The 6,187-nt window shown below is 63.2% G+C and carries 8 protein-coding genes and 1 pseudogene; 6 read left to right on the forward strand and 3 right to left on the reverse strand.

Going from position 1 to position 6,187, the window contains the following annotated elements; all coding sequences use genetic code 11:
• From J0I64_RS22225 to rpsU, 6 genes and pseudogenes are all read left to right on the forward strand, one after another.
• Positions 1-298 (forward strand): annotated as a pseudogene (locus J0I64_RS22225) (phosphate ABC transporter, permease protein PstA); the annotation flags it as partial.
• 65 nt (positions 299-363) lie between these two features.
• A complete protein-coding gene (gene pstB / locus J0I64_RS22230; protein WP_291412432.1) occupies positions 364-1,146 on the forward strand; it encodes a phosphate ABC transporter ATP-binding protein PstB in 783 nt (260 codons plus the stop codon).
• 23 nt (positions 1,147-1,169) lie between these two features.
• Entirely contained in the window at positions 1,170-1,883 is a 714-nt protein-coding gene (gene phoU, locus J0I64_RS22235) for a phosphate signaling complex protein PhoU (RefSeq protein ID WP_291412419.1), read from the forward strand.
• A gap of 119 nt (positions 1,884-2,002) precedes the next feature.
• Positions 2,003-2,704 carry a phosphate regulon transcriptional regulator PhoB gene (phoB, locus tag J0I64_RS22240; RefSeq protein ID WP_291412421.1) on the forward strand — a complete coding sequence of 234 codons (702 nt, stop codon included), beginning with the start codon at positions 2,003-2,005 and terminating at the stop codon, positions 2,702-2,704.
• 201 nt (positions 2,705-2,905) lie between these two features.
• The gene (locus tag J0I64_RS22245; RefSeq protein WP_291412422.1) at positions 2,906-3,832 is read left to right on the forward strand and encodes an MYG1 family protein; all 927 of its coding nucleotides are present in this window, start codon (positions 2,906-2,908) and stop codon (positions 3,830-3,832) included.
• A gap of 124 nt (positions 3,833-3,956) precedes the next feature.
• Entirely contained in the window at positions 3,957-4,181 is a 225-nt protein-coding gene (gene rpsU / locus J0I64_RS22250) for a 30S ribosomal protein S21 (RefSeq protein ID WP_291412424.1), read from the forward strand.
• A 64-nt stretch (positions 4,182-4,245) separates the two neighbouring features.
• Here rpsU and J0I64_RS22255 read toward each other — a convergent pair whose 3' ends face one another.
• From J0I64_RS22255 to J0I64_RS22265, 3 genes are all read right to left on the reverse strand, one after another.
• Positions 4,246-4,497: a hypothetical protein gene (locus J0I64_RS22255; RefSeq protein WP_291412426.1), complete on the reverse strand. Its 252-nt coding sequence runs from the start codon at positions 4,495-4,497 to the stop codon at positions 4,246-4,248.
• 371 nt (positions 4,498-4,868) lie between these two features.
• Complete coding sequence (locus J0I64_RS22260) at positions 4,869-5,318, reverse strand: YaiI/YqxD family protein (RefSeq protein ID WP_291412428.1); 450 nt, start codon at positions 5,316-5,318, stop codon at positions 4,869-4,871.
• A 2-nt stretch (positions 5,319-5,320) separates the two neighbouring features.
• Positions 5,321-6,187 (reverse strand): MFS transporter (locus J0I64_RS22265; protein ID WP_291412430.1); only part of this gene is annotated, 867 nt, incomplete at its 5' end.

Raw genomic sequence — 6,187 nt, forward strand, 5'->3', positions numbered from 1 at the left:
GCTGCCGACGACCTTCCCGTCGATCCTCACGGCCACCATTCTCGGCGTCGCCCACGCTCTGGGCGAAACCGCACCGCTCCTGCTCATCGGCATGAAGGCCTTCGTGGCCTCGGTCCCCGCGACCCCGCTCGATCAGGCCGCCGCTCTTCCCGTCCAGATCTATCTCTGGCAGGGCAATGAAAACCGCAACTTCTTCGAACCCCGCACGGCTGCCGCCATTATGGTGCTGCTGGCGGTCATGATCCTGCTCAACGGCGCCGCGATCTATCTCCGCTCGCGCCTTGAAAAGCGTGCTTAAGGATGAGCCAAATGGATATGCTTGCCGGCAAGGTTAAGAAGACTTCTCTGAACGTGGACTCCGCCATGAACCCGACTGACGTGCTCGACCGCCCCATTCGCCTCACCGCCCGCGACGTGACCGTTCACTACGGCGCCAAGCAGGCCCTGCACGGCATCTCGATCGACATTCCGGATCGCGCGGTTACCGCCTTCATCGGACCCTCGGGTTGCGGCAAGTCGACGTTCCTGCGCTGCATCAACCGCATGAATGACACCATCGAAGGCGCCAAGGTTGGCGGCACCATCAAGCTCGACGGCGAAGACATCTACTCGCCTTCGCTTGACGTCGTTGAGCTGCGCGCCCGCATCGGCATGGTCTTCCAGAAGCCCAATCCCTTCCCCAAGTCGATCTACGACAACGTCGCCTATGGCCCGCGTATCCACGGTCTCGCCCGCAACAAGGCCGACCTCGACGAGATCGTCGTGTCGTCCCTGCGTAAGGCAGGTCTTTTTGAAGAAGTGAAGGATCGCCTGCAGGAACCCGGCACCGGTCTCTCCGGTGGTCAGCAACAGCGTTTGTGCATTGCCCGCGCCATCGCCGTCGGCCCCGAAGTGATCCTCATGGACGAGCCCTGCTCGGCCCTCGACCCGATCGCCACCGCCGTTATCGAAGAGCTGATCGACGAACTGCGTGAAAACTACACCATCGTCATCGTGACCCACTCGATGCAGCAGGCCGCCCGCGTTTCCCAGCGCACCGCCTTCTTCCACCTCGGCAACCTGATCGAACAGGGCAACACCGAGGACATCTTCACCAACCCGGTGAACAAGCAGACCCAGGACTACATCATGGGCCGCATCGGCTGATCGCGGAACGAGGAACCAACGTCATGCCTACCAATAACGCATCCGACCACATCGTCTCGTCCTTTACCGACGAGCTCAATGCCCTGGCCCAGACCATTGCCGAAATGGGCGGCCAGGTCGAAGTCGCCATCGAGAACGGCACCAAGGCCCTGCTCAAGCTCGACCGCGAGCTGGCTGATCTCACCATCATCGCCGACCAGCGCATCGACGACATGCAGCGCAAGATCGACGACATGTGCGTCTCGATCATCGCCCGCCGCCAGCCCATGGCTTCGGACCTGCGCGCCATCGTCACCGCCATCCATGTTGCCAACGACCTCGAACGCGTCGGCGACATGGCCAAGCAACTTGCGCGCCGTTCGCTCAAGCTCGAAGGCATCAACCTGCAGCCGACCTTCTACAATGGCGTCAAGAACATGACCGCCCTTGTCCTGCGTCAGCTCAAGGACGCCCTCGACGCCTATGCCAACCGCGATGCTGCCGCCTCGGTGGAAGTGTGCAACCGCGACGACGAAGTCGACGCCATGCACACCTCGCTCTTCCGCGAACTCCTGACCTACATGCTGGAAGATCCGCGCAACATCACCACCTGCACGCATCTCCTGTTCTGCGCCAAGAACCTGGAGCGCATCGGCGACCACGCGACCAACATCGCGGAACGCGCCTACTACCTGCAGACCGGCAAGCAGCTGACCGCTGACGTGCAGGAACTGCATCGCACGCAGATCAAGGCCTGACGACCGAAGACTAATCCCAAACGAGCCACCGTCCTCCTTCGTGGGGGCAGCTGAAGAGGATGGTGGCAAATCAGAACGAATGACGGCAGCATGCGGCTGCCGATCGATGGAGCACGCCTATGCCCGCGACCATTCTCGTTGTCGAAGACGAGGGCGATATCGCCATCCTGCTGCGCTACAACCTCGAGGCCGAGGGTTTTCGCGTGGTCACTGCCGAGACCGGCGACGAAGCACAGCACGCCATTGCCGAAAAGCTGCCGGACCTGATCCTGCTCGATTGGATGCTGCCCGAAATCTCCGGCATCGAACTCTGTCGGCGCCTCCGCGCCCGCGAAGAAACCTCGCGCATTCCCATCATCATGCTCACCGCTCGCGGCGAAGAGGAAGAGCGTGTCCGTGGCCTATCCACCGGCGCCGACGACTATGTGGTGAAGCCCTTCTCGGTCCCCGAGCTCGTGGCCCGTATCCACGCCCTGCTCCGCCGGGCCAATCCCAATCTCGTCACCGCCGCCCTGAAAGTCGGCGATCTCGAGCTTGACCGCACCACCCACCGCGTCCGTCGCGCCACCCGCGACGTGCACCTGGGTCCCACCGAATATCGCCTGCTCGAATATCTCATGCGCCATCCTGGCCGCGTCTATTCGCGCGAGCAGCTTCTCGATGGCGTCTGGGGCAATGACGTCTATGTCGATGAACGCACCGTCGACGTCCATATCGGCCGCCTCCGCCGCGCCATCAATCGCGGCCGCGAAAGCGATCCGATCCGCACGGTCCGCGGCGCCGGCTATGCCTTCGACGAACGTTTCGGCCAGCCCGCCTGACGCTGCTTTCTCCCTCCCCGCCAAGGGGAGGGAATGACCTGTCGCAGGTCTCGAACCCCCAGCAAATTGGCGCCATTTTTACGCGTTAACAATTCGCTAACGATAACATTGCCTCGCCCCTCCAAAGCAGGGTAGCTAAAGCGTGTCGAGACCGTGGGGGGTCGTGACGCCCCGATTGCCCATTTCAGGACAGACCGCGACATGACACCAGCATTTCTCGTCACCCACTCCGGTGGTTTTCATGCCGATGAGTTGCTGTCGAGTGTTGTCCTGACCCGGCTGTTTCCGGACGCGCAGATCGTGCGCAGCCGCGCTCCCGAATGGATCACACCGGCAACCGACCGCATCATCTACGACGTCGGCGGCGCCTATGACGCCTCGGCGCAGATTTTCGACCACCACCAGCGCGGCGCGCCGCTCCGCGACGATGGCCAGCCCTATAGTTCCTTCGGCCTCATCTGGAAGCATTTTGGGCGCGATTACATCGCCTCCTTCAATGTCCCTGCCGAACACATCGACAGCGTCCACGCCTCGGTCGATGGCAATCTCGTGCTGCCGATCGACCTCGTCGACAACGGCGCCATCAGCCCGTCCGGCCCGCTGGCCGGCCTGTCGCTCTCCTCGCTCCTCGAAACCCTGAAGCCCGACTTCGACGATGCGGATCCCGAGGCCGACGGCAAGGCGTTCCACAAGGCCCTGGCAGTTGCCCGCAGCTTCGTCGAAGCCGCCGTCAGCCGCAGCGCCGCAAAGCTGCGCGCCGAGTCCATCGTTCGCAAGGCCATCGAGGCGACCGGTGCCAAGCGCGTGCTGGAACTGCCCATGGGCATGCCCTTCCGCCCGGCCATCGAAAAGGCCGGCGCCGATCACCTGCTTTTCGTTGTCCACCCGCGCGACAAGGATTGGTGCCTCACCGGCATCCGCCGCGGCGAAGACAGCTTCGAGCTCCGCGCCGATCTTCCTGCCTCCTGGGCAGGCCTCACCAATGAGGATCTCGAGGCCGCCAGCGGCGTCAAGGGCGCAACCTTCTGCCACAACGGCCGCTTCATTGCCGCCGCCAGGACGCGCGAAGCCGCTCTCGCTTTGGCCGATATCGCCGTGGCCGAAGCCCTCGCGACCTGTGCGGCCTGATCAGCATAAGCACTAGGTGGGTTGGCATAGCCGATCTGTCCTGATAGTCAGGGGCCACACCGGTCAACGGATCGGCTCCGCCTGCCCTCCGGGGAGCAAGGCGAGCACCAGGTTAGGATATTTTTTGCAGGTTCAGGTACGCGACAACAACGTCGATCAAGCCCTTCGTGTTCTCAAGAAGCGTCTTCAGCGCGAGGGCGTCTTCCGCGAGATGAAGCTCCGCAAGTATTTTGAAAAGCCGTCCGAAGCGCGCGTGCGCCGGAAGGCCGAAGCGATTCGCCGCAACCGTAAGGCCGCCCGCAAGCAGGCCATTCGTGAAGGCCTGATCGCGGCGCCCAAGCGCGCATAGAGGCAATAGCCTTGCGCCAAAGGCGCAAAAAAATACGCCGGCCACTTGGCCGGCGTTTTCTTTTTTATTGATGGGTCCGGCGGGCCTGGCCCACCGCTTCCATCTGGCGGTGCAGGGTGCGGATCTGATCCGGCCCCAGCGTCTGTCCGCCGATCTTGAGCAGGGCGCCGTGAAGGCTCACGGGAGCCGCCTGTTCCATGGCGAAACGAACCGCCTTTGCGCCCGATGAAAATCGCCGCGCGCCCTGGGCCAGGGCGGTTGCGGCGTCGCTGCCAAGGAACAGTTCTCCCGGCGCGCTGAGAATATGCGTATTCATTTTAGTCTTCCTCCGGCCTTGTGGCCGGTATTGTCTCGGCGCGAGTCGCGCCGGGGCGGCATTCCACCTCCATAATGGCGTACAATGTCTCACGCGCATGACAGTCGTCAGCGCGCGAGGCGTCAGCACCTGCAATCACTACGATTGGCTTGCCGCGGGGTTGACGGTCATGCCGGGAACCCAACGTTCCGCATGAACCGGTTGAAATGGCCTGCCGGGGCAATCCGCCCGCATCGGCTAGGCCGTCGTCGCTTCTTCCAGGCCAAGTCTTCGGACAAATCACCGAGGGGCAGGATTGCGAACACCCCCTACATCGTCATCAAATGAGTCAACGTCAAGGCAGGAATGCCGGATTACTTCCGACGGCCTTCCTAACCGCGCTTGGCGCGCTGCACCAATTGGTCGAACTGCTGCAGGAAATTCGACCGGTCCTTCGCCGAAAAAGCGGCGTTGAGCCCTCGGCTTTCCCCGGTTTCGCGCAGGTGCTGGTTAAGTTCGCGCATGGCCAGCGCCATGCCGATCGAGTCGGTGGTAAAAAGTTTGCCCGTCGGCCCGATCGCCGCGCCACCCTTGGCCAGAATGCGGCTCGCCAGCGGAATATCGGCCGTCACCACCAGATCCCCCGGCTCGGCATGTTCGACGATCCAGTCGTCAGCCGCATCCGCGCCCTGCGGCACCATCACATTGCGGATCATGGGATCGCGTGACGGTCTCAGGCCAAAATTGGCGACATAGGTGATCACCAGCCCATGCCGCTCTGCCACCCGCTGCGCCTCGTCCTTTACGGGACATGCATCGGCATCGATAAAAACGGCGACCATCCTCAGGGCCCGACTTCCGGGCTGTCGCGCAGCGGCGTCGTGTCATCCAGCGGCACCGTCTGCCGCTCGATCATGCGATGGACAATCGGCATCCCTTGCCCGCGATGCATCGCCCGCAACTGCTCGATATTGTCGGCATCGGCCTTCGTTCGCCGCAGGTTGTGCCGCACATAATCGACCCAGGTCGGCACGTGGTAGCTTTCCACCCAGATATGCGGCTTCTCGAGATCGCGCAGCAGCCCCCATTGCCGCGCGCCATCGCGAATGCGAATACGCCGCCGCTCGCCCATCAGCGCCAGGAACCGCGGAATGTCCTCCTGCGCAATCTCGTAGTCGACCATGATCATGATCGGCCCGCTGCGCGGTCGCAGATCGAGTTTCAGCAGCGGCTCGTTGAACGTGTCGAGCGGATTGAGGTCGAGATCATTGAACTGCGGCAGCGGCAAACGCAGCCCGACGAGCAGGCAGACGATCAGCACCCCACCGGCCGCAACCAGCGCCCACTGCGGGTCAGCCGCGTCAGCCGTCAGGCCCCAGATCCAGCTGCCCCCGGCCATGCCGCCAAAGGTCGCGGTCTGATAGAGCGAGAGCGCCCGCCCCACCACCCAGCGCGGTGCCGAGAGCTGGATCGAGACGTTGAACAGCGAGAGCGACAGCACCCAGCATGTGCCCGCCGGCAGCAGCACCAGGTGGCTCAAAAACACATCGCGGCTGAACGCCAGCCCCAGACAGCTCAGCGCGAACCCAAGACAGGCGATCCGCACGATCGCCTCATTGGAAAACCGCGCCCGGGCCCGGCCATTGAGAAAGGCCCCCGCAATGGCCCCGAGCCCAAAACATCCAAGCAGCGTGCCGTAAACAAGCGCCCC

Source organism: Devosia sp., from assembly GCF_017307565.1.
Lineage (GTDB): Bacteria > Pseudomonadota > Alphaproteobacteria > Rhizobiales > Devosiaceae > Devosia.